The sequence below is a fragment of the Sorangium sp. So ce327 genome (assembly GCF_051530205.1).
GTDB classification, from domain to species: domain Bacteria; phylum Myxococcota_A; class Polyangia; order Polyangiales; family Polyangiaceae; genus Sorangium; species Sorangium cellulosum_B.
The window spans coordinates 8,448,476-8,470,979 of record NZ_CP150330.1 but is presented as its reverse complement, the minus strand read 5'-3'; the positions used below and the strand labels follow the sequence as shown (position 1 = coordinate 8,470,979).

The window sequence follows — 22,504 nt, the reverse complement described above, 5'->3', positions numbered from 1 at the left end:
CGATTGTATAGCAGCGCTCATCGGCTCGTTTCGCGCCGTGCGTCTACCGGTCGCGGCGGGGAGGGCGCATCTAACCAGCGCGCGGCCGGGCATGCCGCCCTGCGCGCAGAGAGAGGACGGAGGAGGTAGCATGGCCATCACCCTGGTGAACCCCCGCGGGTTGCCGAAGATCGAGGCGTATCGACAGGTGTCGATCGCCACCGGGTCGAAGCTCGTGTTCGTCGCAGGTCAGGTCGCCTGGGATGCCGATGGAAGGACGATCGGCAGGGGCGACTTCGCCGCTCAGGTCGAGCAGTGTTACCTCAACGTCGCCACCGCCCTGGCCGGGGTCGGCGGCTCCTTCAACGACGTTGCGAAGCTGACCATCTACGCTGTCGACTGGACTCCCGACAAGATGCCCCTGCTGCTGGAGGGGATCGGTCGGGCAGCCGCGAAGCTGGGAGTCACCCCGGTCCCGCCAGGGACGCTGCTGGGCGTCAGCGCGCTCTCCGACCCCGAGCACCTGGTCGAGGTCGAGGCCACCGCGGTCATCGACTGAGGGCAGCAGAGTAGCCCTCGAGCTTCACGCCGCTCCCCCCGTTGCCGGCGAGCTGGGTCTGGTACAACGCGTGGTAGGCGCCGCCTGCGGCGAGCAGCTCCGCGTGTGTGCCGCGCTCGACGATGCGGCCCGCGTTCATCACGAGGAGCATGTCGGCGTCGCGGATCGTCGAGAGGCGATGCGCGATGACGAAGCTCGTGCGCTGGGCCCGCAAGGCCGCCATCGCGCGCTGGACGAGCACCTCGGTCCGGGTGTCGACCGAGGAGGTCGCCTCGTCGAGGATCAGGATCGCCGGGTTCGCGAGGAACGCCCGGGCGATCGTGATGAGCTGCTTCTCACCGGCGCTCAGGTTGCCCGAGTCCTCGTTGATCACCGTGTCGTAACCCGCGGGCAGCGCGCGCACGAAGCGGTCGACGTGCGCCGCGCGCGCGGCCTCCTGGATGTCGGCCTCGGTCGCGGCCGCGTTGCCGAACGCGATGTTGTCGCGGATCGTACCCGAGAACAGCCATGTATCCTGCAGCACGATACCGAGCTTCGCGCGCAGCTCGTGGCGCGGCAAGCGCGCGATGTCGACGCCGTCGATCAGGATCCGACCGCCGTCGAGCTCGTAAAACCGCATCAATAGGTTCACGAGCGTTGTCTTGCCGGCGCCGGTCGGGCCGACGATCGCGACCGTCTGGCCTGGCAGGATCGTGAGGTCGAGGTCCTCGATGAGGGGCTCGTCGGGCTTGTAGCGGAACGTGACGTGCTCGAACCGGACCTCGCCGCTCACCTTCGGCAGGGCCGCGGGCGGGGTGGCGTCGGGGGACTGGCCCTGTTCGTCGAGCAGCTCGAACACCCGCTCTGCGGAGGCAACGCCCGATTGCAGGACGCTCGTGACGGACGCGAGCTGGCCGAGCTGCTGAGAGAACTGGCGCGAGTACTGGATGAACGCTTGCACGCTGCCGAGCAGCATCGCGCCCGACGCGACGCGAAGGCCGCCGATGACGGCGATCGCGACGTAGGTCAGGTTCCCGACGAAATTGACCGCCGGCATGATGATGCTGGACATGAACTGCGCGCGGAAGCTGGTCTCGAACAGCTCCTGGTTCGTGGACTGGAAGCGCGCCTCGACGTCGCGGCGCCGCCCGAGCACGTTGACGAGCGCGTGCCCGGTGAACGCCTCCTCGATCTGGCCGTTGAGCACGCCGACCTGCGCCCACTGCGCTGCGAATTTCGCCTGCGCGCGCTTCGCGACCGCCGCGGTCGTGAGCACCGAGAGCGGCACGGTGAAGAGCGTGATCACGGCGAGCACCGGCGAGATCACGACGAGCATGACGACGATGCCGAGGAGCGTCAGCGCGCCGTTCATGATCTGCGTCATCGTCTGCTGCAGGCCCTGCGCGACGTTGTCGACGTCGTTCGTGACGCGGCTCAAGAGCTCGCCGTGCGGGCGGCCGTCGAAGTAGGCGAGCGGCAAGCGGGCGAGCTTGTCCTGCGCCTCGGCGCGGAGCTGCCGCACGGTGTTCTGCACGACGTCGTTGAGCAGGTAGCCCTGCAGCCAGGCGAACAGCGACGCGCCGGCGTAGAGCGCCATCACGAGCAGGAGCAGCTCGGCGAGCTCGCGGAGCTGGATGCCGCGGCCGGGAACGACGTCCATGTGGCCCACGAGCTCGGCGAGCCGCGCCTGGCCGGAGCGCTGGAGCTCCGCGACGGCCTCGGCCTTCGTGGCGGCCGCCGGGAGGCGAGCGCCCATCACGCCGGAGAAGATGATGTCCGTCGCGCGGCCGAGCAGCTTCGGACCGGCCAGGCCGAGCCCCACGCTGAGCAGCGAGCAAGCGAGCACGACCGCGAGGCGCGCGCGCTCGGGGGCGAGGCGGCGGAGGAGGCGCCGCGCGGAGGGGGCGAACTGCTTCGCCTTCTGCGGCGGCGCGGCGCCCATGCCGAAGGGGCCGCGCGGCAGGATCGGGGAGCGCGCCCCCGCGGAGGCGGCGGGCGGGGGACCAGCGTGACGCGGGCTCATGCGGCCACCGCCGCGTCGCGCTGCGAGGCCACGATCTCGGCGTACGTCGGGCACGACGCGAGCAGCTCGCCGTGCTTGCCCTGGCCGACGATCTCGCCGTCGTCGAGCACGAGGATCTGGTCCGCGTCGACGATGCTCGACACGCGCTGCGCGACGACGATCACCGTCGCGGCGCGCGTGCGCTCGGCGAGCGCGGCCCGCAGACGGGCCTCGGTCGCGACGTCGAGCGCGGAGAAGGCGTCGTCGAACAGGAACACGCGCGGCCGGCGCAGCAGGGCGCGGGCGATCGACAGCCGCTGGCGCTGGCCGCCGGAGACGTTCGTGCCGCCCTGCCCGATCGGCGTGTCCAGCTTCCGCGGCATCGCCTCGACGAAGTCGCGCGCTTGCGCGGCGGCGAGCGCCGCCCAGAGCTGCTCGTCGGTCGCCGCGGGGTCGCCGTAGCGCAGGTTCGAGGCCACCGTGCCGGAGAACAGGAACGCTCGCTGCGGCACGAGGCCGATGCACGACCACACCGCGTCGAGGGCGAGCATGCGCGCGTCGACGCCGTCGAGCCGGACCTCGCCCCTCGTCGGATCGATGAGCCGCGCGATCAGGTCGAGCAGCGTGGTCTTGCCCGAGCCGGTGCTGCCGATGATCGCGGTGACCTGCCCGGGGCGCGCCACGAACGAGATGCCGCGCAGGACGGGCAGCTCGGCGCCCGGGTAGCGGTACTCGACGTCTCGCAGCTCGACGATGCCGGTCGGCTCGACGAGCGTCACGGGCTGGTCGGGAGCGCGCACGGACGGCTCGGTGTCCAGCACCTCGACGATGCGCTCCGAGCACGCGGCCGCGCGCGGCAGCATGACGGCCACGAACGTCACCATCATCACGGCCATCAGGATCTGCACCAGGTAGGCGAGGAACGCCGTCATCGAGCCGATCGCGAGCGTGCCGTCCGCGATCTGGTGCGCGCCGAACCACAGGACGGCGACGCTCGAAGCGTTGAAGACGAACATCACGGTCGGGAACATCAGCGCTTGCAGGCGCCCGATGCGCAGCGCGGTCTCGGTGAGGTCGCCGTTCGCGTGCTCGAAGCGCGCCGCCTCGGCGCGCTCGCGCACGAAGGCGCGGATCACGCGCACGCCGGTGATCTGCTCGCGCAGCACGCGGTTCACGGTGTCGATGAGGGGCTGCATCCGACGGAACTGCGGCACCATCCGCGACATGATCGCGACGACGGCGCCCGCGAGCAGCGGCACCGCGATCGCGAGAAGCCAGGCGAGCGACCCGTCCTCGCGCAGCGCCATCACGATGCCGCCGACGCACATGATCGGCGAGATGACGAGCATCGTACAGCCCATCATCACCACCGTCTGCACCTGCTGGACGTCGTTGGTCGTGCGCGTGATGAGCGACGGCGCTCCGAACCGCGACAGCTCGCGCGCGGAGAACTCGCCGACGCGGTGGAACACCGCCGCGCGCAGGTCGCGACCGAAGCTCATCGCGACGCGCGCGCCGGCGTAGTTCGCGGCGACCGAACACACGATCTGGACGCCGGTGATCGCGAGCATGATCGCGCCGAGCTCCAGGATCCGCGGCGTGTCACCGAGCGCGATGCCCTGATCGATGATGTCGGCGTTCAGGCTCGGCAGGTACAGCGAAGCGAGCGTCGCCACGAGCTGGAGCGCGACGACGAGCGCGAGCAAGCGCGCCTGTGGGCGCAGGAAACGGCGCAACAGCTGCCTCAGCAAGGCTCCTCCTCCTCGGAGCGGCGGCGGATCCCGTCGAGCAGGACCTCCACGACCTCCGCGGCGGTCAGGGGCATGCCGTCGGTGATCCGCGGGTGGGTGCCCGCGAACGTCATCATGCGGACGAGGCGCGCCGCATACGCCGGATCGCAGCGCAGCTCGTCGCGCGACGCCTCGAACAGGCGCTCGAGCTGCGCGTGAACCTGCTCATCGTGGCGCGGCGCCTGGGCGCACTCGGACCCGGGGCGCACGGGGGGCGGCATCGACATGCCGAGCATCGAGATGAGCTGCCAGATGCCCTCGACGCGGCGCTGCAGGACCTCGACCGCCTGGATCAAGCGCTCGCGCAGCGGCGCCGCGAGATCGATGCGCTCCAGCTCTCGCAGCGTCGGCGCCGGATCGAACAGGGTCGCGATCGCGGCCTGGATCAGCGACTCCTTGTCGGGGAACACGCGGAACAGCGTCCCTTCCGCGGTGCCGGCGGCCATCGCGATCTGCGCCGTCGTCACGTCGCGGCCGTACAGGCGCAGCAGCGGGATCGTCGCCGCGATGATGCTCGCGCGACGCTCCTCCGGACGCAGGGGAGGAGCTCGCCGGCTAGGTGGTGCCATGCGCCCCCTGTACCGGAGTGAGCGCTCACTCGTCAAGAGTGAGCGCTCACTCATTCGATCTGAAGGCCCCCGGATCAGCGCGCGCCGGAGAGCCTCGCGATGAACCCGCGGGACTCGTTATCACTCTCGCTCCCGAGCGGCGCGGCGAGGCCGTCGAGGCGGAGCGCGCCCGTCACGGCGCCGGCGACGTAGACGGGCCCGCCCAGCGCCCCGTCCACCGCGACGACGCGGAGGGCGACGGTGCCGGCGCCTTCGACCTTGGTTGCGGAGATCAGGTTGCCCTGCGCGTCGAGCCGCATCAGAAACCCCGCCCGCTTCTGGGACGTCGTGAGGCTCCCGGCGCTCCCCAGCGGGATCGTGCCCGTGAACTCCCCGGTGACGTAGATCGCGCCAGCGCCGTCCACCGCCACGCCCGCCGCGACCTGGCTCTCCTTGTCGTCGCCGAACCCGCGGCTCCACACGACGCCCTTCCTAGAGACGCGCGCGACGAAGAAGCTCTCCGTGTCCCCCGCGTCGGGCAGCGCGGGGCAGCCGCCGCCGAAGTCGACGACCCCGCGGTACGAGCCGGCGATCACGACGTCACCGCCCGGGAGCAGCGCGGCGCCGTGCTGCGCCACCTGCTGATCTCCCTCGAGGTTCAGCGTGGTCAAGTCCACCAGAGCGCCGTCGATCGCCGTGTAGCGCGCGACGAAGACGTCGCGCTGCTCCGAGGCGAAGGGGGTCTGCCCACCGAACGTGACCGCTCCGCCGATCGACTCGTAGTCGCCCACGACGGTCACGAGGTTGCCGCCCGCCTTCGGGTTGACGGGGAGCGCCTTGACGGTCACGGCCGCCCGCGGCCCGAGGCGGTGTTGCCACTTGCACGCGCCGTCCGCCGGGTAGAGCGCGGCGAGCAGCGCCGACTCTGCCGGGACGCTCTTCAGCTCGCACGGGCCGAAGCTCCGGCCGGCGTCCGTCACGTCGACGGCGAAGACGACCGCCTCGGAGCTCGCCGCCATGGCGCGCGCCGTGGTGTTGTGCTGCGCGTCGACGCTCCACGCCCACCCGCAACGGCCGTTCGCGTCGAGCGCCGCGACGAAGCTCGTCGTGTAGCTGGTGGCGACCAGCGCAGGGCCGACGCGGCACGCGTCGAGGAGCCCGCCGGGGAGGTTGGTCGCCCCCGCGGCCTCCCCGGCCACGTAGGTCGCGCCGTCGCCCGCAGCCAGGTGCAAGCCCCAGACATCGTTCGCCGACAGCCCGTACCGGGAGTCGTTTGCCCCGCCGGAGGTCCACTTCGCGACCGAGAAGCGGAACGCCCCGCTGTCGAGGACCTCCGTGATGACCGCCGTCAGCGCGCCGTCCGACGCCGCGAGGTCGCCGACGTCGAAGCCGAGCGTCGCTCCCCAGCTGGCCGACGGCTCGACGACGGTCCCCTCGGCGTCGCTGCACAGCGGACCCCCGCCGCCGCTGCCCCCGCCGCCGCCATCGCCGCCGCTGCCCCCGCCGCCGCCATCGCCGCCGCTGCCTCCACCGCCGCCGTCGCCGCCGCTGCCTCCGCCGCCCCCTGCACCACCGGTGCCCTCACCACCGGCGCCCGAGCCTCCGGTGCCAGGGCCTCCCGAGGAGGAGGCCGAGGCCGCGCCCGCGCCCGCGCCGGACTGCGACGAATCCAGCTCGCCGACCTCCAGCCCGATGAGCGCGTTGCAGCCCCCCGCCGCGGCGGCGAGCAGGAAGGCGCAGGACACGACGGATCGGACGGCACGCGGTTCGGGTCTCATCGGGGCGGCTCTCCGTCGCGTGGCATCCTCGATGGCGCCACCGGGGCAGCGCGGGCTCAATGGCATTCCCTCATGTAATTGGGAAAGGTGATGGTCGACTTGCAGGTGAGGTCGCAGGAGCCGAACGGGCCCCGGCTTCCACACGGGACGTCGCTCAGAAACACGCCGCTCGTCGCGGCACAGACGAGCAGGCCAGTGCATTTGACCGATTCGAACTCCGTCTCCTCCTTGCCGCTGCAGTCGTAATCGAAGCTGCGTCCCGGAGGGATCGGCGTGTCATAGAAGGTGCTGGGCTGGTTGGGGTGGACCGAGGGGTTGTCGTCGTTGCAATCGTCGCCGCCCTCGCACGCGATCGACAGATAGCCGTCCTCGTCGGCGTCGCAGTCGACGGTGCCACCGCCGGAGCTCGAGGTCGCCGGGCCAGCGCTCGTGCTGGAGGTCGTCGAGCCGCCGCCGGCGCCGGAGGTCGCCGCACTGGAGGTCGTCGAGCCGCCGCCGGCGCCGGAGGTCGCCGGGCCGGCGCTCGCGCTGGAGGTCGCCGAGCCGCCGCCGGAGCCCGCGGAGCCGCCGCCGGCGCCCGGTGCACCGCCGCTGGAGCCCGTCGCGCCGTCGCCGTTCCCGCCGGCGCTGGAGGCCTCCGCGCCGCCGCCGGGGCCCGCCGCGCCCGAGGACGCGGCGGCGGAGCTCGCCGACTCCGCGGCGCCGCTCGCGCCGCCCACGCCCGTGCTGGAGCGCTCCGTGAAGGTGGCGTCGGGGAATCCACAGTTGAGCCCGGCAGGCAGGACCAGGCAGAGACAGAAGAGGCGGTGAAGCGAGCGCATCCTCTCATGGAAGCTGCCAGTCCCCCCTTCGTCAACCCGGGCTGGAATGCGCGCCGCTGCGGTCCGGTCGCAGGCTGCGTGTCGTCGTGCGGAAATGTCATGGACTGCTCGCGTGGTGCGCTGGCGTCCGCGCGCGGCCCTCACGGCAACCCCTTCACGCGGGCGATGAACCCTTCGCCCGGCGCCGCGCTGGGATGGTCGCTGGGGACGAGAGAGAACGTCTCCGTCAGCTCACCGCCGATGGTGAAAGGATCGCCGATCGTCGCGCCCGGCGCGACCGCCCACACGCCCACGGTGCCTGTGCCCGCGAACGCGGTCGCCGAGAGGACGTTGCCGCTGGGATTGAGCACGATCAGAAAGCTCTGCAATTCGTCCGTCCCGGCCGTGAGGGTCTCGCCGTTCCCCAGGGCGATCTCGCCCTCGAGCGTCCCTGCCATGTAGATCGCGCCTGTTCCGTCCACCGCCAGGCTGACGACCATCTGATCTCGCTTCTCGTCGCCGAAGCCGCGGCTCCAGACCACTCCCTCCTTCGAGACGCGCGCGACGAACGAGTTCTCCGTGTCTCCCGTGGGAGGCAGGAGCGGACAATCGTCCTCGAAGCTGAAGGACGGCCCTGTGTAGGTCCCGGCGACCACGATGTCGCCGCCCGGGAGCAGCGCGGACCCGTGCCGCGCCGCCGCCTGGCTCCCAGCGGCGGTGAGCGGGATGAGGCCCGTCAGGGCGCCGTCGTCGAGCCGGAAGCGCGCCACGAACAGATCGCGATCCGGCGCGCGGGGGAGCGTTCTCCCCTGGATGTCGAGCGGCCCGTCCGGCGCATCGTAGTCGCCGACGACGAGCACCTCGCCGGCCTGCGGCGCGGCGACGACCTCCGCGACGTGCACGGCCGCGGAGGATCCGAGCGCGCGGCTCCACCGGCACTTGCCGCCCGCGTTGAAGGTCACGAGATCCGTGACCCCGCGCTGGTCGGCGGCCCCGAGGACGCACTCGTCGGTGGTCGCGCTCTTCGCCCGTGATCGCGAGACGGCGAAGGCGACCCGGTCGGTCGTCGCCGCGAGCCCGAGCGGGTAGGCGTTGGACTCGGCGTCCACGCTCCAGGCCCACCTGCACTTGCCCAGCTGGTCGAGCGCCAGCAGGAAGCTCGGCTTGAGGCCGGTGTCCGCGCCCGCGCTGGCGGTGCACCTGCCGCTGCCGCCCGACGCGAGCAAGGTGAGGGGAGCTTCCGACCAGCCGGCCACATAAGCGAGGTCCGAGACGACGGCCAGGTGCTCGGCCGAGATGCTGCCGAGCATGTCGCCGGTCGTCATCCCGTACGCGCTCTCGCGGACCCCGGACGGGCTCCACCTCGCGACCGAGAACCCCGTTCTGGGCTTGGTGGGCTCGCTGGCGAGCACCCGGCTCTCCTTGACCAGGGCCGTCACCTCGCCGTCTCGCGCCGCGAGGCCGACGACCGCCAGGCCGGACAGCGTGCCCCACTCTCCCGACGGCGGCCGGACGGCTCCCTCGCGGGCGGAGCTGCAGAGCGCCTCGTTCCCGCCGCCGGCGCCGCCCTCGCCAGCGCCGCCCTCGCCTCCTGCGCCGCCGGCCGACACGCTCGAAGCGGCGGCGCCCCCGCCGCCGGCCGCCACGCTCGAAGCGGAGGCGCCCCCGCCGCCGGCCGACACGCTCGAAGCGGTCGCGCCCGCGCCGCCCGCAGAGGCGTCGAGCTCGCCGACCTCGAGCCCGATGATCGCGTTGCAGCCCCCCGCGGCCGCGGTGACGAGCAGCCCGGCGCAGAACATGGGTCGAGTGCTCCTGAGATCGCGCTTCATCTCCCGTCTCCTGGTGGCGCGGCGCCGCCGCGGCCGCCAGCGAGAGCTCTCGCCTCGCTCGCCACCATCGACTTCATGGCGAGCGTCGCTCCAGGAGTCGAGAGGGTTCCGGCGCGTCCCTCACCGAAAGGCGCGCTCTCCGCCGTCGGCCGGAGCGCGGGCCGCGGCGATCCGGTCGCAGCGGCCGATGCGGGGGGCGGGGCGTCGAGCGCTCACGGCCCGGCGCGCCGGACCGCGGGGATCACCGCACGCCCGGGAGCTCGGCGACGAACCCGCGCCCCATTGCGTCGGTGAGCGGCGGGTCGCGCCCGATATCGAGGGTGCCGCCCAGCTCCCCGCCGAGATAGAGGGCGTCGCCAGGCGCCGGGCCGGGCGCGGCGGCCCACACGTAAGCGTCGCCCGTCCCCTTCAGCTCGGAGGCGGAGACGACGTTGCCGCGGGCGTCGAGCACGATCAGAAACCCGACCATCGGATCGGCGTCCGTCGCGGGAGCGACGAGCTTCCCGCCGTTCCCGAGGTCGATCTCGCCCTGGTAGTTCCCCGTCACGTAGATCAGCCCATCGGGCGCCGCCGCCACGCTGGCGACCCACTGCCGGTGCCCCGCGTCGCCGAACCCGCGGCCCCAGACCACGGACGGGCCGGCGACGCGCATGACGAAGAAGTTCTCCATGTCCGGCGCGTCCTCTTCGGGCGCCGGCGGGCAGCCCTCGCCGAAATCGAGCGAGCCGGCGTAGGAGCCGACGATCACGACGTCGCCGCCCGGGAGCAGCGCGGCCCCGCGCTGGTCCACGTCCTGATGCCCGGGGAGGGGGAACGCGTCGATGCCCTTGAGCGACCCCTCGGTCAGCGCGAAGCGCGCCACGAACACATCGCGATCCTGCGAGGGAGGGAGCAGCGCTCCCCCGACGACGTAGCCCTCCTCGCCCTCGTAGCGGCCGACCGCCAGCACCTCGCCGCGCGCCTCGTCGACGAGGAGCTCTCCGACCGTCACGGCCGGCGACGGGCCGATGGGCATCCCCCACAGGCAACCGCCTGCCGCCGGATCGAGCGCGGCCAGCCCCACGGACGTCTCCGCGCCGCCCATCGCGAGGGTGCACGTGCCGTCGTTCACGCTCGGCCCCTTCACCGAGGCGGCGATCACCACCGCGCCGGGCGCCGCCGTGAGGCCGAGCGGGGTGGAGGTGGCGCCGCCGTCTGGCGACCACGCCCACCGGCACTGGCCCTTCTCGTCGAGCGCAGCGAGGAAGCTCGGGTGAGAGCGCGCGAGCCCGCTGAGGACGCACCCGGAGGTGGACGCGCCGGGCAGCTGGGGGCCGCTCTCCGACCATCCGGCCACATAGGCGAGCCCCTGGCCGATGGAGAGGTGCGTGGCCTTGATGTCGCCTTCCAGCAGATCGGTCGCCGTCAGCCCATACCCGGCATCGCGGGTGCCGCCGCGCGCCCACCGCGCGACGGAGATCGAGCCCTTCTCGTTGACGATGGCCGCCACCCCGTCGCCGTGCGCCGCGACATCGGTGACGTCGAGCCCGAGGGTCGTGCCCCAGCGCGCCTGCGGCCCGCGGATGGCGTCCTCGCGATCCTCGCCGCAGAACGGCGCCTCGCCGCCGCCCCCGCCGCTGCCGCCCGTGCCAGCGCTGCCGCCGTCGCCTCCGCCGCTGCCGCCCGTGCCGGCGCCGCCGCTGCCACCGCCGCCCTCGGCCCCTCCGCCCGTGCCCGTGCCGGCGCCGCCCGCGCCGCCCGTCGATGCGTCCAGCTGGCCGACCTCGAGGCCGATGAGCGCGTTGCAACCTCCCACGCCCGCGGCGATGAGCAGGACGGCGGAGAACACGGCTCGAACGCTCTTCTGATCGCGCTTCACCACCCGGGCCCCTCCCTCGCGGCGACGCCGCGCAGCTCCCGTCAAAAGACGATGGTCGCCACGGCGCCTCCCGGCACAACGCCGAGGGTGGCCCGGGGCGCCGGCGACCCTTGCCCCGAGGAGGGCGCCGTGAAGACGAGCACCGCGCCCGTGCCCAGCGCCGCCGCCCCGACGAGGAACGCGACCGTCGAGATCGTCCCCGCGGTCACGCCCTGCTTCTGCAGCTTGATCCCCTGATCCAGGCAGACGTTGTCCTCGTCGCAGTACGCCTCGGCGTCGCCCTTCTTCCCGATCGCGCGCGCGCCGAACACGGCGCCGACGCCGATCCCGACCGCGCCGACGCCGGCGCTGATCCAGCCGGCCGTCCGCCGGGGCGAGCCCCCCGCCTCCTGCGGGGCGGTCTTCGGGGGGAGCGCAGGCCCCGCGCCCGCGGCGGCCGCGGCCTCCTCCGGTGCCACGAGCAGCTCGACCTGCGCGCCCTCCGCGAGCTGCACCGTAAAGATCTTCTGCTTCCGGCCCGGCGCCGCCGCCGTCACCTGGACCTCGCCCGGGTCCACCGGCAACGGCGAGCCCAGCGAGCCCGCGCCGACCGGGACCCCCGCGCGCTGCACCGCCGTGTCCGCGGGCGCCCCCGGCGCGAGCCGGATCGTGAGCCTCGGCACGCGGGCCTCGAGCGCCGCCGCGCGCGACTGGGCGATGGGGCGGCGGTCGTCGTTCGCGGGCAGATCGCGCGCGAGCTGCCGGAAGATCGACCACGCGGTCGCGACCCTGCCGCGCTTCTCCTCGCAGTCGCCGAGGTTGAGCAGCGCCCCGGGCGCCGGATCGAGCTCGTAGCTCTCCCGGAATTTCGGGCACGCGGCGTCGTAGTCCTTCGCCTGCAGCGCCGCCCTGCCGGCGTCGAACAGCGCCTCCGCGGCCGCAGGATCGCGCCCCTGCGCGGAGGCGTCGGGGCAGGCGAGGAGCACGGCTCCTCCCAGGGCGAGCACCTCCGCCGGGAATCGTCTACGCGAGCTCGATCTACGCATCCGTGCGGCCTCAACGTCTCCGGTTGTACGGGTCCTCCGCCGGCGTCGGCGCGGGGGCCGGCGTCGTGGCGGCGGGCGCCTTCGTCGCGGTCGCGGGGGATCGCGCCCTGCCCCCGGCGGCGGGCCTCGGCGCGGACGCGCTCGCGCTCGCCGGCGCCGCGTGCGCGGACGCGCTCGCGGCCTCGGGCGCCGGCGTGCTCGCGGGCGCGGACGGCGCGATCGCGGGGACCGCATCGCCGGACGGCGCCGGCTGCACGCCGGCCCCGGGAGAGCCTGCGGTGTCGGGCGGCGCCGTCGCCGCCTCGGCGCCCGCGGTGGGGCGCGGCTCGGCCTCCACCGTGGAGCCGTGCGACGGATCCTCCGCGCGCCTTTCGCCCGCGCGCTGCCACAACACGAGCGCGACCAGGGCACCCACGGCCATCATGCCGGCGCCGGCGAGGAGCGCGCCCGTGGCCGCCGCGCGCGGCGCGGAGCGCTCCGCGCTGGCCGAGCGCTCCACGACCGGCGAGACCGTGCCGGTGCTGGCCGCGCCGCCGCCGGCCGCGACGCCGCTGGCCGTGTCCGCCGTGGCGAACTCCGTGCCGCGTGGCCCGCTCCCGGGACCTCGCGCCTGCGCCGACGGGCGTCCGGGAGGATCCGAGTGCGGGAGCCCGCGCCCGTGCTCCGAGTGCAGGGGCGCGCGCCGGGGATCCGGGGGCGCGCCCGGGGCCAGCTCGAGCGCCGCGCCGCCCCGCGCCTGGCGGAGCGCGCGCTGCATCGCGCGGGCGTTCGGCCAGCGGCGGTCGGGGTCGAACGCGAGCGCCACGTCCATCACGCCGGCGACCGGCGGGGGCAGGGCCGGCAGGACGCTGCCCACCGGCGGCGCCGGCTGCGTCATCGCCGCGAGGAGCAGCAGCGGGAGCGTCTCGGCCTCGTGCACGTACCGCCCCGAGAGGAGCTGGTACATCGTGCTCCCGACGGCCCACAGATCGCTGCGCGGGTCGACCCTGTCCCACTGCCCCCGCGCCTGCTCCGGCGGCATGAACTGCGGCGTCCCCATCAGCGTGCCGGCGCGCGTGGAGGCGTTCGCCGGGGACGAGAGCTCGCGCAGCCGCGCGATGCCGAAGTCGAGCACCTTCAGCTGCCCCTGGCGCGTGAGGAACAGGTTGTCCGGCTTGAGGTCGCGGTGCACGATCCCGCGCTCGTGCGCGACGGCGAGCACGTCGAGCAGGTCGTCGGCGATGGCGAGCACCTCGTTCGCGCCGAGCACGCCGCCCGGCTCGCGCGCGCGGCGCGCCTCGACGGTCTCGCCCTCGAGCAGCTCCATCACCAGGAACACGGAGCCGTCGTCGGTGACGTCGTCGTCGAGCACCCGGACGATGCCCGGGTGCTCGACGCGGTTGGCGACGTAGCCCTCGCGCAGGAAGCGCGAGCGCGCCTCCTCGTCCTCGGACAGCTCGCGGCGGAGGATCTTCACCGCGCCGCGCATCCCGTTGCGGTGCGTGGCCGCGTAGACCATGGCCATCCCGCCGAAGCCCAGCAGGCGCTCCAGCCGCCACTTGCCGCGCAGGACCTGGCCTACGAGTGCTTCGGGCCGGAAGCCTTCAGGGTGGACGCGGGTCATCGGCGAGCATCACCCCCGGCGCGGGCCACGTGGGTCGTCGCCTCGCCGGCGAGGCCAGCGGAGCCAGCGAGGCCGGCGCGGCTTTGGCGACGGGGACGGCTGGCGGGCGCGCGAGGCATGACGGGCGCATGTTACCCCGGTCTGACGCCGCGGTGCGTGAAACCGTCCAGGGTACGCCCGCGCGCTCGCCGGATCGGGCGGATCCCGGGCGTCGCGGGCAGCGGCGCGCGGCCCGACGCCCTTGACGTCGCGCGCGAACGGGGACACTCCGCCGCCCTCCCAGGGGATCGAGCGAGCATGCGCAGAACGATGAGCCAGGCGGCGTTGATCCTCCTCGCCGCCATTTCCTCGATCCGGTGCGGCGGCGCGGGCGCCCATCCGCCCGAGGGCCCGGCGCAGGAGACCGCCGGCCGGCCGCATGCGCCTGCCCATCAGGGCCGCGGGCAGCGGCACGCGGCCCACCACCACGGCCACCCGCCCGCGCAGGGCCGGCCTGCCGCGGAGGCCCCGGACGACGAGCTCCGCGCCGTCGCCGCGATCCACGGCGGGGCCGGGCCGTGGGCCGTCGCCGGCTACCGCATGGGGCGCTTTGCGCTCGCGAGGCTCGGGCTGCCCGCGAGGAGCTTCGACCTCGAGGTGATCCACCACAGCCCGCGGAACGTGCAGTTCTCCTGCATCGCCGACGGCGCCGCCGCCGCGACGGGGGCCAGCCTCGGGAAGCTGAATCTCAGCCTGATCGAGGCGAGCGAGGACGGCGTGGAGACCACGTACAGGCGCAGATCGACCGGGCAGGCCGTGACCCTCCGCCCGTCTGCGGCCTTCCGCGCGCGCTTCCGCGACGTGCCGAGAGAGAAGCTGGAATCGGCCGGCAGGGAGGTCCTCTCCTTGCCAGACGCCGAGGTATTCGAGGAAGCGCCGGCGCGCGTCGCCAGCCCGCCGCCCGCCGCGCCGAGGTGACGCGCCTGCCCCGGGGCGCGCGCTGCCTCCGGAATTCACCGGAACCGCAGGCGCACACGTGCTACGCCCGGCCCCGCTGAGATGATCACGCTCGAAAAGCTCACCAAGCGGTACGGTCCCAAAATTCTCTTCGAGAACGTCACGATGCGCTTCGACCCCGGCAAGCGCTACGTGCTCGTCGGCGCGAACGGAGCGGGGAAATCGACGCTCCTCAAGGTCATCTCCGGCGAGGAGGAGTCGGATCAGGGCTCGGTCGAGATCCCGAGGCAGCTCCGCGTCGGCGTGCTCAAGCAGGACCATTTCGCCTACGAGTCCTCCCGCATCCTCGACACGGTCCTGATGGGGAACCGGGCGCTCTGGGACGCGATGCAGGAGCGCGATCGGCTGTACGAGGTCGAGATGACCGACGAGGTCGGCATGCGGCTGGCCGAGCTCGAGGGGACGATCGGCGAGGAGGACGGCTACACCGCCGAGTCGCGCGCCGCCGAGATGCTCGAGGGGCTCGGGATCGCGACCGCCCGGCACACGAGCACGGTGAGCACGCTCGCGGGCGGGTACAAACTCCGCGTCCTCATCGCCCAGACGCTCTTCGGGGGCGCGGACGTCCTGCTCCTCGACGAGCCGACGAACCACCTCGACCTCGACTCGATCCGCTGGCTCGAGTCGTACCTGACCGACACCTTCCGCGGCACGCTCCTCGTCGTCAGCCACGACCGGCACTTCATGAACGCGATCGCGACGCACGTCGCCGACGTCGACTACCAGACGGTCACGCTCTACACGGGCGACTACGACGACTTCATCGAGCAGAAGACGACCGGCAAGCGCCAGTCGGAGGCCGACGCCGCGCAGAAGAAGAAGAAGATCGCCGAGCTCAAGGACTTCGTGGCCCGCTTCGGCGCGAGCGCGAGCCGGTCGAGCCAGGCGCAGTCGCGCGTGAAGGAGATCGAGAAGCTCGAGGCGGGCATCCAGGTGCGGCGCTCGAGCGTCGTGCGCCCGTACATCAAGTTCGAGATCGAGAAGCCCTCCGGCCGCGACGTGCTGCGCGTCGAGGGCCTCTCCAAGGGCTTCGGCGATAAGCGCGTGATCCAGAAGCTCGATTTCAACCTGAACCGCGGCGACAAGCTCGCGGTCATCGGGCCGAGCGGCATCGGCAAGTCGACGCTGCTCAAGCTCCTCGTCGGCGAGTACACGCCCGACGCCGGGGCCGTCACGTGGGGCCACGACACGAACGTCGGCTATTTCGCGCAGGATCACCACGAGGCGATCGAGGCGGGGTTCACCGCCTACGACTGGCTGTACCGCTTCGACCCGTCCGCCCCGAAGGAGCATGTGCGCTCGGTGCTCGGGAAGCTGCTCTTCAGCGGCGAGGCCGGGCTCAAGAAGACGGAGAACCTCTCCGGCGGCGAGGCGGCGCGCCTGTTCCTCGCGAAGCTCATCCTGGTGAAGAACAACATCGTCGTGCTCGACGAGCCGACGAACCACCTCGACGTCGAGAGCATCGACGCGCTCCTCCAGGCGCTCGTCGAGTACAAGGGGACGGTCGTCGTGACGAGCCACGACCGGCACTTCGTGGGCAAGCTCGGCACCCGCGTGCTCGATCTGTCGTCGAAGGATCCGCGCATCTTCAACGGCACGTACGACGAGTACCTCGAGGGGCCGGGGAACCCGGAAGCGCTGAAGAACGCCAGGGCCTCGTAGCGCGCCCGCCGGAGCCCTGGGGCGCGCTCCAGGGCGCACGCGGATCCATTCGTCCGCTCGGGGCACGGCCACGGTGGCCATCACCGTGGCTCGACCTCCCTCTCACGTTCTCTCCAGAACGAGCTCCGACCGGCGCAGACGCAACGATCGCTGGGATACGCTCACGTACCTGTGCGCGGCGTGGTCGTCCGACGAGAACGGCCGCTGCAGTCGGCGGACCAGGGGGAGCCGCTGCTTGACCCAGGCCAGGACGTCCACCGTGGAGCCGAAGGGCGCCGTGTCGGCACGACGCGCGGGCTGCTCCGAGAACACCCAGCCCGCCGCGCTCGATCGGAGCTCGTGACCGAACGGCTCGAACCTCCCGACCGACGGCGGAGGGAACATCGGCACGAGGTCGTTGGCATGGATATGACGGAAGAGGAGGCGTCCGTAAGTGTCCTGACATCCCCGGGCGAAGATCTCGTTTCCGATGCGCGGTTGCCCGTACGTGTAGACGCCGCGCACCGCGTCCCTGATGCCCTCGTGCTCCTTGTCTTCGAAGATCATGGCTGCAGCGAGGGCCGCCAGCGCGCCACCCAGGCCGTGTCCTGTGATGTAGAGCGCCTTCAAGCGGTGCTCGAGGGGCTCGCCGGTCGCGTCGGAGCCTGCGGGGGCGTCCACCGAGACGAGCTCGCCCTTCTCGTCGACGACCGATTGCCCGTTCATCGCCCTCTTCAGACGGCAGGCGATGTAGCGCGCCATCGGCTCGCGGCCGCGGTAGACGCCGCCCTGCACGGCCTTCCACGCGTGGAGCCGAGCCGGCTCGACGCCGGTGTCGGCCAGCCGAGCGCCGGTGTTCGCCGGCTCTGTGCCGCGGAAACACAGGATCGCCGCCGAGCCATCGACGTGCTGGAGGAGCGACGCGCTCGTGCGCGCCGAGACGGCATCGTTGCTCAGCGTGACGGCGTAGCACCGGTTCTCGAACCCGAGGCTGTTCATGACGTCGTGGAGCGCCTGCGGGGCGGCGTACGACCACGCCGACGCGAGCGAGAGGGCATAGGCGATCGTCTCGTCGTACTCCCGCTCGTTCCGCTCCATCTTGCCCAGCAGGTCGAGGGCCCTCCCGCTGGCAGGGGTCCCTTTGCGCTCCTCTCGGCGCTCAACGTTGGTGACGAACATGCTGTGCTGCCGCTTTCTGCGCTCGGTGGGTGCGGCGCTACGGTGCCATTTGCTCCGGACGACCCGAGCCGGCCTCGCCGCGCGAGCCCGCGATGTGTTGAATCCCGAGGCGATCGGTTCGATGACGGTGGGTGCGTTTCCGTGCGCGTTCAGCCGACGCAATTCGGGGTCGTCGAGGGTGATCGCGGGCGCGTGAGTTACCTCACGGCTGCTGGCCGTCGCTTGCAGGGTAAGGAATCGCACGCTGCATCAGGATCACGTCGAGCCAGCGGTCGAACTTGTGCCCGACGTCGCGGAGCAGCCCGGCGTCCTCGAACCCGAGCGCGCGGTGCAGCGCGACGCTCGCCGCCTGGTCTCCGGCGATCTGCGCGATGATCGTGCGGTGGCCGAGCGAGATCGCGCGGCTCACGAGATCGGCGAGGAGGCGGCGCCCGAGCCCCCGCCGGTGGAGGCCGTCGCGCACGTAGACCGAGTTCTCGACGGAGCGGGCGTAGGCCTCGCGCGGGTTCCACAGCGAGAGCGAGCCCCAGCCGACCACGGTCCCGTCGCCCTCGACGGCCACGGTGGCGGGGTGCAGGGGGCCGTGCGCGGCGAGCCAGGCGCGGCGCTCCGCCGGGGTCGGGACGGTGGTGGCGAAGGTGCAGGTCGAGCGCTCGACGTAGAACGCATAGATCTCCTCGATCGCCGAGAGATCGGCCTCGGTCGCCAGGCGGATGAGAACGCCGTCGCCTGGCGCCGGGAGCGGCGCGAGGTCGGGCGCGACGAACGCGGCGCGGGCGTCGTCCGAGAGCAGCCGCGCGCGAGAGTAATGGGCGAAGAGCGCCTTGCTGCTGCGATGGCGGTCGAGGAGGCCCTCCGCGAGCTCGTGGACGGCGGCGCCTCGGTGCTCGGCGGCGTGGCGGGCGACGAGCGTGAGCCAGGCGACCGTGATCGTCTCGTGGTAACCGTTGCTCGGCGGGTGCCGCGCGTTGAAGGCCTGCAGGGCGGAGCGCATGCGCGCGAGCGCCCCCTCGGGCCCGTGGGCGCGCACGTAGTGCAGGGCGAGGAGCAGGTGGCGCGCGTGCGAGAAATCGCGCTGCGCGATCGCGGCGTCCTCGACGGCGGCGGCGAGCGCCGCGAGGTCGCGCTCTTCGATCTGACGTTCGCGGCGCTCGCCACGATCGTCGAAGGGCGGCAGTCCGTCGGCGCCGCTCACGGCGCCTCCTTCCGGGCCGCTCCGCGGCCGGGCGCCTTGCGGGGGCGCGCTTCGCCGTCGCGCGCCTCGTCGGACGGCAGCGGCAGGGGCGGGAGCGCGGTCTCCTTGGCGGTGGACAGGACGATCGTCGTGCGCGTGCGCACCACGCCGTCGTGGGCCTTGAGCTCCTGCGTGAGCAGGCGCTCGAGCGCCTCGGTGTCGCGGCAGCGCACCTTGAGCAGGTAGTCCTCGTCGCCGGCGACGTGGTGGCACTCCTGGATCTCGGCCGCGCGCTCGACGGCGCGCAGGAACTCGCCGCGACCGCGCCGGTTCGCGATCGAGACCGAGATGAAGGCCGTGAGCCCGGCGCCCACGGCCCGGGCGTCCAGGCGCGCCTCCCACCCCGTGATGACGCCGCGCTCCTCGAGCCGCCGCACCCGCTCGGCCACGGCGGGCGAGGAGAGGCCGACCGCCTCGCCGAGGTCCGCCCACGACCGGCGGGCGTCGCGGGCGAGGAGGTGGATCGCTTTCAAATCGATGGCATCCATGGTTGTTGTCATTGGAAGTGAATGCAGGATCGAATGAAATTTTTCGATTTGCAAGTGAGGCGCAGCGAAGCGTCGCGTCGCCGAGGAGGGGCGATGGCCCGTGGGACGCTGCCGCCGTGGGCCGTGGGGCACGCCTCGCTGGTCCTCGCCGCGTCTTCGGTCGGGCGGCGGAGCCGGTCTCGACAGGGTGTGACGGCGCGGCAGGTCAGCAGCGGAGCGGCGAACGCCGCGGTGTCGTCGCGGGTCGGCTCAGCGAGCCATGTAGTGGGCTCGGTAATGGGTGATGAGCTGCTGCCAGCGTGCCTCGAGGGCGGAGTCGCCGCGCATCCGGGCCTGCCATGCGGCGTCCGTGGCCTGCCACGCGGCCGCGTCGCGGAGGCCGTAGCGCGGGTAGATCGCCGCGCCGCTCCGCGGGTGCAGCGAGAGCTCCGCGCAGAGCGCGGCGTACTGCTCCAGCGAGAGGGCGGGCGCTGAGTGGGCCGCGGCGCTCGGGGGGGGCGGGGGCGCTGGGGCGCCCCGCTTTTCCGGCGCCGGGGTGAAGGGCAGGGCGGCGACGAGCGCTGCCATGTCTGGAAGTGGGGCTGTGCCGGCGGGGGCGGCCGGCGCCGCGAGGGTGGCGGGTGCCGCGGGTGTGGCCGGCGCCGCGGGGGTGGCCCGCGCCGCGGGGCGCGGCGCTGACGCGGCGAGCCGCGGTGCGGCCGGCACTCGGCCGGGCGGCGCGTTCGGCACGAAGGGCAGGGCGGCGACGAGCGCAGGCATGTCTGGGAGCGGGGCTGTGCCGGCGGGCGCGACCGGCGCCGCGGACGTGGCCGGCGCCGCGGACGTGGCCGGCGCCGCGGACGTGGCCGGCGCCGCGGACGTGGCCGGCGCCGCGGGTGTAGCCGGCGCCGCGGGTGTGGCCGGCGCCGTGGGGCGCCGCGCTGGCGCGGCGAGCCGAGGTGCGGCCGGCGCTCGACCGGACGGCGCTTTCACCGGCGGCGAGGCCGCGACGAACGCCCGCAGGTGCTCGAGGAAGGCTTGTGTGTAGCGGTTGGTCAGCTCGAAGCAGCCGCGCTCGAGCTCCGCGCCCATCCGCTCGAGCCATTCGCGCTGCGCGGCCGTCCACTCGTCCGCCGTGAGGCCGGCGCGCGCGAGCACCTCGTCGCGGAGCCTCCCGGCCTCCATCTGCGCGCGCATCTCTGCGTAACGCTCCACCGTCAGCGCCGTACCCATCGCGCGCATCCTAGCCCGAAGCGTCGCTCCTGCGCCGCGAGCACGCGAATCATGTGACCGAAGCACCCGCCTGGAGGGCACGCTGAGCCATGTCGACCGCACCGGCGCCGGATGCCGCTGCTCCCCCGGGGATGTGTCCTGGCGTCGCCGTGCTGGGGGGCGGCGGTGGCTCCGGTGGCAGCGGCGGCGGTGGAAGCGGCGGCGGGGGCAACGGCGGTGAGGGGAGCGGGAGCGGAGAGGGCGGGGGCGGCGATCAGAAACACGCGCCCTCCGGGCAGGGGAGGCAGAGGTCCGAAGGCGAGCCGGTCGATGTCGTCACCGGACGCGTGTGCCGCGGACCGATCTCTCGCTGCCCGGCCCGCTCCCGTTCTCCTTCGTCCGCCGTTACTCCTCGGCCATGGCCGAGCGCGACGTCGGCCTCGGCTACGGCTGGACGCACAGCCTCGGCTGGCGTGTCACCCTCACCCGGCGCGCGACGCGCGTCTGGACCGACGAGGGCATCTCGGTCGACTTCCCCGTGCTGCCCGAGGGCGGCGAGGCGCTCGGGCCCTGGGGCTGGCTGCTGCGGCGCGAGCGCGGCGGCTATCGTCTCGACAGGGGCGACGGCCTCTACCACGCCTTTTCTCTGCCGATCGAGGGTGAGCGGGAGTGGCTGCTCACGGCGATCGAGGACCGCTCCGGGAACCGGATCTCGATCTCCCACGAAGGGTCGAGGATCGCGGAGGTGCTGGACAGCGCCGGCCGGCGCGTCCGCTTGGGGTCGAGCCCCGAGGGGCGGATCGTCTCCATCAGCGTCTACAACGCAACCTCCCAGGGGCGCTGGATCACCTTCGCGCGCTACGAGCACGACGAGATCGGCCGCCTCGTCGCCGCGGGGCGGGATCCCGATACCATCCCGGTGGTGTTCCAGATCTACCATCCGCACCAGGAAGGCGTCCCCACGAGCCCGACTTCCGACATCGTCGCGGGGCTCACCTGGGCGCGCTGCGATCACCTCGAATCCTTCCCTGGCGATAAGCGCGGTATGAAAGAAGCGCTCGACCGCGCCATCGCGCTCTACGAAGAGATGAAGGCCGAGCATGAAGCCAAGTAACCTCCTCTGCCGCCACCTCGCCGCCAGCGCGGCCGCCGAGGGCGGCGGCGCGCCGCTCGTCATCTCGGCCCGCGGGCCTGACGGCGCGCCCGAGCCGCTTCGCACCTGCGACGACGCCACGGGCGAGCCGGTGCTCTGGGGCGTCCACTGCGTCAACGAGGAGCCCGGTGGCCGCATCGTGGACTACGCCCAGGGCCTCGTCTTCGACGATCGCCGGCAGCTCGTCGCAGCGCTGTTCGACAACGCGCGCGTGGTCGTCGAGCAGGAGGACCTCGACTGGTGAGCACCCCTGTCCAGCCACAGCCGCTTCACGTCGTCTACTATACGGGCCCCACCGGGAGCCCCTACCGGCTCCTCCGGCACCTGGCCGGCTTCGCCCGCTCGGCGTCGATCGAGGCCGGCCCGACGCCAGCGGGGGCTCAGCTGCTCTGGCCGCGCGGCACCGCCGCCCTCCCGTTGCGCGTCTCGCTGGTCGTGACGCGCGGGGTCGCCTGGCACGAGCCCATCGAGGGCCTCGCGGCCGAGAGCGACGAGGTGCGCGCCGAGCTCGAGGTCCTGAAGCGCGCGCACGTCATCGTGCTCCCGGTCGACGGCCGGGCGCGCTGGCTCGCCGTCGGCATGCACGGCGCGAGGACGCTGCGCGCCGACCTGATCGCGGCGGGACGGCAGCCGGAGCAGGTGCCAGTGCTCTTTCAGGTGCACCGCCATGCCGAGCCGAACGAGCCGGCGGCGGCGCTGTCGGACATCGCACGTGCGATGGTGTGGACTCGCTGCGATCACGTGGAGGCATTCCCCCGGGAGAAGCGAGGGGCGAGAGAGGCGCTCGATCGCGCCATCGCGCTGCACGAGGAGGGCCGGGGCACCTCGAGCCGCGACTCCGCTCCTTGAGCGCCCTTGCGCCGGAATTCGTC

At 73.2% G+C, this 22,504-nt stretch carries 19 protein-coding genes; 6 read left to right on the top strand and 13 right to left on the bottom strand.

Going from position 1 to position 22,504, the window contains the following annotated elements:
* Positions 1–130: 130 nt before the first annotated feature.
* Entirely contained in the window at positions 131–538 is a 408-nt protein-coding gene (locus WME95_RS31535) for a RidA family protein (protein WP_437903048.1), read from the top strand.
* On the opposite strand, the gene WME95_RS31530 is transcribed toward WME95_RS31535, so the two are convergent.
* The 9 genes from WME95_RS31530 to WME95_RS31490 all read right to left on the bottom strand — a co-directional run bounded on the left by WME95_RS31530 (position 528) and on the right by WME95_RS31490 (position 13,750).
* Positions 528–2,540, bottom strand: coding sequence for an ABC transporter ATP-binding protein (locus tag WME95_RS31530; RefSeq protein WP_437903047.1), 2,013 nt, complete (start codon positions 2,538–2,540; stop codon positions 528–530). The two genes, WME95_RS31535 and WME95_RS31530, sit on opposite strands and share 11 nt — an antisense overlap.
* A complete protein-coding gene (locus tag WME95_RS31525) occupies positions 2,537–4,270 on the bottom strand; it encodes an ABC transporter ATP-binding protein (protein ID WP_437903046.1) in 1,734 nt (577 codons plus the stop codon). The genes WME95_RS31530 and WME95_RS31525 overlap by 4 nt, the downstream gene beginning before the upstream one ends.
* Positions 4,264–4,878, bottom strand: coding sequence for a TetR/AcrR family transcriptional regulator (locus WME95_RS31520; protein WP_437903045.1), 615 nt, complete (start codon positions 4,876–4,878; stop codon positions 4,264–4,266). Before WME95_RS31520 ends, WME95_RS31525 begins: the two co-directional genes overlap by 7 nt.
* A 74-nt stretch (positions 4,879–4,952) precedes the next feature.
* Positions 4,953–6,602 (bottom strand): hypothetical protein, encoded by a 1,650-nt coding sequence (locus tag WME95_RS31515; protein WP_437903044.1) that lies wholly within the window; start codon positions 6,600–6,602, stop codon positions 4,953–4,955.
* Between the two features lie 89 nt (positions 6,603–6,691).
* On the bottom strand, positions 6,692–7,456 hold the full coding sequence (locus tag WME95_RS31510; protein ID WP_437903043.1) for a hypothetical protein: 765 nt from the start codon (positions 7,454–7,456) through the stop codon (positions 6,692–6,694).
* 140 nt (positions 7,457–7,596) lie between these two features.
* The gene (locus tag WME95_RS31505) at positions 7,597–9,264 is read right to left on the bottom strand and encodes a hypothetical protein (protein WP_437903042.1); all 1,668 of its coding nucleotides are present in this window, start codon (positions 9,262–9,264) and stop codon (positions 7,597–7,599) included.
* Positions 9,265–9,505: 241 nt separating this feature from the next.
* Positions 9,506–11,122: a hypothetical protein gene (locus tag WME95_RS31500; protein ID WP_437903040.1), complete on the bottom strand. Its 1,617-nt coding sequence runs from the start codon at positions 11,120–11,122 to the stop codon at positions 9,506–9,508.
* 41 nt (positions 11,123–11,163) lie between these two features.
* A complete protein-coding gene (locus WME95_RS31495) occupies positions 11,164–12,147 on the bottom strand; it encodes a tetratricopeptide repeat protein (RefSeq protein WP_437903039.1) in 984 nt (327 codons plus the stop codon).
* Between the two features lie 10 nt (positions 12,148–12,157).
* Complete coding sequence (locus WME95_RS31490) at positions 12,158–13,750, bottom strand: protein kinase domain-containing protein (protein WP_437903038.1); 1,593 nt, start codon at positions 13,748–13,750, stop codon at positions 12,158–12,160.
* A gap of 297 nt (positions 13,751–14,047) precedes the next feature.
* Between WME95_RS31490 and WME95_RS31485 the strand changes: the two genes are divergently transcribed.
* Positions 14,048–14,707, top strand: a complete 660-nt coding sequence (locus WME95_RS31485) for an FmdE family protein (protein ID WP_437903037.1) — start codon at positions 14,048–14,050, stop codon at positions 14,705–14,707.
* A gap of 81 nt (positions 14,708–14,788) precedes the next feature.
* Complete coding sequence (locus tag WME95_RS31480) at positions 14,789–16,408, top strand: ABC-F family ATP-binding cassette domain-containing protein (protein WP_437903035.1); 1,620 nt, start codon at positions 14,789–14,791, stop codon at positions 16,406–16,408.
* Between the two features lie 102 nt (positions 16,409–16,510).
* On the opposite strand, the gene WME95_RS31475 is transcribed toward WME95_RS31480, so the two are convergent.
* From WME95_RS31475 to WME95_RS31460, 4 genes are all read right to left on the bottom strand, one after another.
* Positions 16,511–17,566, bottom strand: a complete 1,056-nt coding sequence (locus WME95_RS31475; RefSeq protein ID WP_437903034.1) for a lipase family protein — start codon at positions 17,564–17,566, stop codon at positions 16,511–16,513.
* Positions 17,567–17,768: 202 nt separating this feature from the next.
* Entirely contained in the window at positions 17,769–18,761 is a 993-nt protein-coding gene (locus WME95_RS31470; RefSeq protein ID WP_437903033.1) for an N-acetyltransferase family protein, read from the bottom strand.
* Positions 18,758–19,288, bottom strand: a complete 531-nt coding sequence (locus WME95_RS31465; RefSeq protein WP_437903032.1) for an Lrp/AsnC family transcriptional regulator — start codon at positions 19,286–19,288, stop codon at positions 18,758–18,760. The genes WME95_RS31470 and WME95_RS31465 overlap by 4 nt, the downstream gene beginning before the upstream one ends.
* Before the next feature lie 249 nt (positions 19,289–19,537).
* Positions 19,538–20,500 carry a hypothetical protein gene (locus WME95_RS31460; RefSeq protein ID WP_437903031.1) on the bottom strand — a complete coding sequence of 321 codons (963 nt, stop codon included), beginning with the start codon at positions 20,498–20,500 and terminating at the stop codon, positions 19,538–19,540.
* A gap of 328 nt (positions 20,501–20,828) precedes the next feature.
* On the opposite strand from WME95_RS31460, the gene WME95_RS31455 reads away from it, so the two are divergent.
* From WME95_RS31455 to WME95_RS31445, 3 genes are read left to right on the top strand one after another with little or no spacing between them, the layout of a single operon-like run.
* Positions 20,829–21,593 (top strand): DUF6531 domain-containing protein, encoded by a 765-nt coding sequence (locus WME95_RS31455; RefSeq protein WP_437903030.1) that lies wholly within the window; start codon positions 20,829–20,831, stop codon positions 21,591–21,593.
* On the top strand, positions 21,580–21,876 hold the full coding sequence (locus WME95_RS31450; protein ID WP_437903029.1) for a hypothetical protein: 297 nt from the start codon (positions 21,580–21,582) through the stop codon (positions 21,874–21,876). The genes WME95_RS31455 and WME95_RS31450 overlap by 14 nt, the downstream gene beginning before the upstream one ends.
* Positions 21,873–22,481, top strand: a complete 609-nt coding sequence (locus tag WME95_RS31445) for a hypothetical protein (protein ID WP_437903028.1) — start codon at positions 21,873–21,875, stop codon at positions 22,479–22,481. Before WME95_RS31450 ends, WME95_RS31445 begins: the two co-directional genes overlap by 4 nt.
* Positions 22,482–22,504 lie beyond the last annotated feature (23 nt).

What these genes read in the sequence shown, in the direction of transcription:
- WME95_RS31465 (WP_437903032.1), bottom strand. Translation starts at nt 19,288, where the DNA reads ATGGATGCCATCGATTTGAAAGCGATCCACCTCCTCGCCCGCGACGCC.
- WME95_RS31530 (WP_437903047.1), bottom strand. Translation starts at nt 2,540, where the DNA reads ATGAGCCCGCGTCACGCTGGTCCCCCGCCCGCCGCCTCCGCGGGGGCG.
- WME95_RS31505 (WP_437903042.1), bottom strand. Translation starts at nt 9,264, where the DNA reads ATGAAGCGCGATCTCAGGAGCACTCGACCCATGTTCTGCGCCGGGCTG.
- WME95_RS31480 (WP_437903035.1), top strand. Translation starts at nt 14,789, where the DNA reads ATGATCACGCTCGAAAAGCTCACCAAGCGGTACGGTCCCAAAATTCTC.
- WME95_RS31520 (WP_437903045.1), bottom strand. Translation starts at nt 4,878, where the DNA reads ATGGCACCACCTAGCCGGCGAGCTCCTCCCCTGCGTCCGGAGGAGCGT.
- WME95_RS31495 (WP_437903039.1), bottom strand. Translation starts at nt 12,147, where the DNA reads ATGCGTAGATCGAGCTCGCGTAGACGATTCCCGGCGGAGGTGCTCGCC.
- WME95_RS31460 (WP_437903031.1), bottom strand. Translation starts at nt 20,500, where the DNA reads ATGGGTACGGCGCTGACGGTGGAGCGTTACGCAGAGATGCGCGCGCAG.
- WME95_RS31450 (WP_437903029.1), top strand. Translation starts at nt 21,580, where the DNA reads ATGAAGCCAAGTAACCTCCTCTGCCGCCACCTCGCCGCCAGCGCGGCC.
- WME95_RS31475 (WP_437903034.1), bottom strand. Translation starts at nt 17,566, where the DNA reads ATGTTCGTCACCAACGTTGAGCGCCGAGAGGAGCGCAAAGGGACCCCT.
- WME95_RS31490 (WP_437903038.1), bottom strand. Translation starts at nt 13,750, where the DNA reads ATGACCCGCGTCCACCCTGAAGGCTTCCGGCCCGAAGCACTCGTAGGC.
- WME95_RS31510 (WP_437903043.1), bottom strand. Translation starts at nt 7,456, where the DNA reads ATGCGCTCGCTTCACCGCCTCTTCTGTCTCTGCCTGGTCCTGCCTGCC.
- WME95_RS31485 (WP_437903037.1), top strand. Translation starts at nt 14,048, where the DNA reads ATGCGCAGAACGATGAGCCAGGCGGCGTTGATCCTCCTCGCCGCCATT.
- WME95_RS31535 (WP_437903048.1), top strand. Translation starts at nt 131, where the DNA reads ATGGCCATCACCCTGGTGAACCCCCGCGGGTTGCCGAAGATCGAGGCG.